Here is a 2451-nt window from a genome sequence, read left to right as displayed (position 1 = left end):
TGTTGATTGCCACTGAGAGTTGACCCGGGATTTCCACCGAGAAGTGACCCGCCTGAAGGTTATGTTTCGGATATCATCGGTGGGTCAAGATGGGGTTTTCTCCTTTCGGGATTTGCCCTGCTGGGCAGAGCTGTTTTTGAACCGGAAGCTGTCGTTGCCGGTTTCCAGGATGTGGCAGTGATGGGTGAGCCGATCGAGGAGCGCCGTGGTCATCTTGGCATCGCCGAACACGGTGGCCCATTCGCTGAAGCTGAGGTTGGTGGTGATGATGACGCTGGTGCGCTCGTAGAGTTTGCTCAGCAGGTGGAACAGCAGCGCGCCGCCTGAGGCGCTGAACGGCAGATAGCCGAGTTCGTCCAGCACGACGAGGTCGGAGTGGACGAGCCGGTTGGCGATCTGCCCAGCCCGGCCCTGGGCCTTTTCCTGCTCAAGGGCGTTGACCAGTTCGACCGTGGAGAAGAAGCGGACCCGCTTGCGGTGATGCTCGATGGCCTGAACGCCCAGCGCCGTGGCGACATGGGTCTTGCCGGTGCCTGGGCCGCCGACCAGCACCACATTGTCGGCGACGTCGATAAAGTCGCAGCGATGGAGCTGCCGGACCAGCGCCTCGTTGATCTCGCTGCTGGCAAAGTCGAAGCCGGCGAGATCGCGATAGGCCGGGAAGCGCGCGACCTTGAGTTGATAGGCCACGGATCGCACCTCGCGTTCGGCGGTCTCGGCTTTCAGCAACTGGGAGAGGATCGGCACCGCCGCCTCGAAGGCGGGCGATCCTTGCTGCATGAGATCGGTCACGGCCTGGGCCATGCCGGGCATTTTCAGGCCGCGCAGCATCACGACGAGGGCGCCGGTGGCGGGATCATGACGCATGACGGTTCTCCCGGCGCAGGGCATCATAGCGTTCGACATTGGCCATCGGCTCGCTGACCAGCCTCAGCGCCTGTGGCGCCGTCACCGGCGGCGTCGTGATGGGTTTTCCATCCAGCAGCCTGTGCAGCAGGTTGAGGATATGGGTCTTCGTCGGAACGCCTGCCTCCAGTGCTAGCGCCACGGCGGTCAGCACGGCCTCTTCATCATGGTGCAGGACGAGCGCCAGGATCTCGACCATTTCCCGGTCACCGCCAGGATTGCGCAGCAAATGCCGCTGCAGCCGCTGGAAGGCCTCGGGCAGTTCGAGGAACGGCGCGCCGTTGCGCAGGGCGCCGGGCTTGCGCTGGACCACCGCCAGATAATGCCGCCAGTCATAGACGGTGTGGCCGGGGCCATCATGGGATCGGTCGATAATGCGCTGATGTTCGCATATGACCTGCCCTTCGGCGACGACCAGGAAGCGATCGGGATAGACCCGCAGGCTGACAGGCCGATTGGCGAAGGATGCCGGTACACTGTAGCGATTGCGCTCCAGGTGGACGAGGCAGGTCGGCGAGACGCGCTTGCCATGTTCGACAAAGCCGTCGAAGGGCCTGCCCATCGGCATCAGGCATTCCACCTCGTCGGCCCACGCATCGGCGACAGAGCCAGGCTCGATTCCATGCGGGATTTCCTGCCACAGCACCCTGCAGCGTTGCTCCAGCCACAGGTTCAGCGCATCCAGACTTTCCGCCTGCGGCGTGGGTTGCCACAGGCGATGCCGCGCATCCTGAACATTCTTCTCGACCTGGCCCTTTTCCCATCCCGCTGCCGGATTACAGAACTCAGCCTCGAACAGGTAATGGCTGACCATCGTCAGAAAGCGGGTGTTGACGTTGCGCTCCTTGCCGCGCCCGACCTTGTCGACGGCGGTGCGCATATTGTCATAGATTCCCCGGCGCGGCACGCCGCCCAGCACGCGGAAGGCGTGATTATGGGCGTCGAACAGCATCTCATGGGTTTGCAGCAGATAGGCCCGCACGAAGAAGGCTCGGCTGTGACTCAGTTTGAAGTGCGCCACCTGCAGCTTGGTCCGTACCCCGGCGATGATCGCCCAGTCCTCGCTCCAGTCGAACTGGAACGCCTCTCCCGGCGCGAACGACAGCGGCACGAATGTTCCGCGCCCGCTGATCTGCTGCTCGCGCCGATACTCATCGCGCCAGTCCCGGGCAAAGGCCGCAACCCGATTGTAGGAACCGTCATAGCCCAGGCTGACAAGATCGGCATGCAGCTGCTTGATCGTTCGCTTCTGCTTGCGCGGCCTGCTCGTCTCCCGGCGCAGCCAGGCCGACAGCCGATCCGCGAACGGGTCCAGCTTGCTCGGCCGATCGGGCACCTTGAACCGCGGCTCGACCGTGCCCGATCGCAGATATTTACGGATCGTATTACGTGACAGTCCCGTACGCCGGACAATCTCGCGGATCGGCAAATGATCGCGGTAATGCCAGCGCCGGATTACGCTCAATAACGCCATGTCCAACACTCCATGACCCCTCGCTCGCCAAAGCCAGGGGTGAGTTCAACATGGGTCACTTCTCAGTGGAA

The 2451-nt window shown here is 63.0% G+C and carries 2 protein-coding genes; both read right to left on the bottom strand.

Annotated elements, in window-relative coordinates; all coding sequences use genetic code 11:
- Window positions 1-84: 84 nt before the first annotated feature.
- Window positions 85-867 (bottom strand): IS21-like element helper ATPase IstB, encoded by a 783-nt coding sequence (gene istB, locus BV95_RS05180; protein WP_037448318.1) that lies wholly within the window; start codon window positions 865-867, stop codon window positions 85-87.
- Window positions 857-2380, bottom strand: coding sequence for an IS21 family transposase (gene istA / locus BV95_RS05175; RefSeq protein WP_037448315.1), 1524 nt, complete (start codon window positions 2378-2380; stop codon window positions 857-859). The genes istB and istA overlap by 11 nt, the downstream gene beginning before the upstream one ends.
- Between the last annotated feature and the right edge of the window lie 71 nt (window positions 2381-2451).

It is taken from the genome of Sphingobium chlorophenolicum (assembly GCF_000722875.1).
Lineage (GTDB): Bacteria > Pseudomonadota > Alphaproteobacteria > Sphingomonadales > Sphingomonadaceae > Sphingobium > Sphingobium chlorophenolicum.
This window is presented reverse-complemented; position numbering and strand designations above follow the sequence as displayed.

What these genes read in the sequence shown, in the direction of transcription:
- istB (WP_037448318.1), bottom strand. Translation starts at nt 867, where the DNA reads ATGCGTCATGATCCCGCCACCGGCGCCCTCGTCGTGATGCTGCGCGGC.
- istA (WP_037448315.1), bottom strand. Translation starts at nt 2,380, where the DNA reads ATGGCGTTATTGAGCGTAATCCGGCGCTGGCATTACCGCGATCATTTG.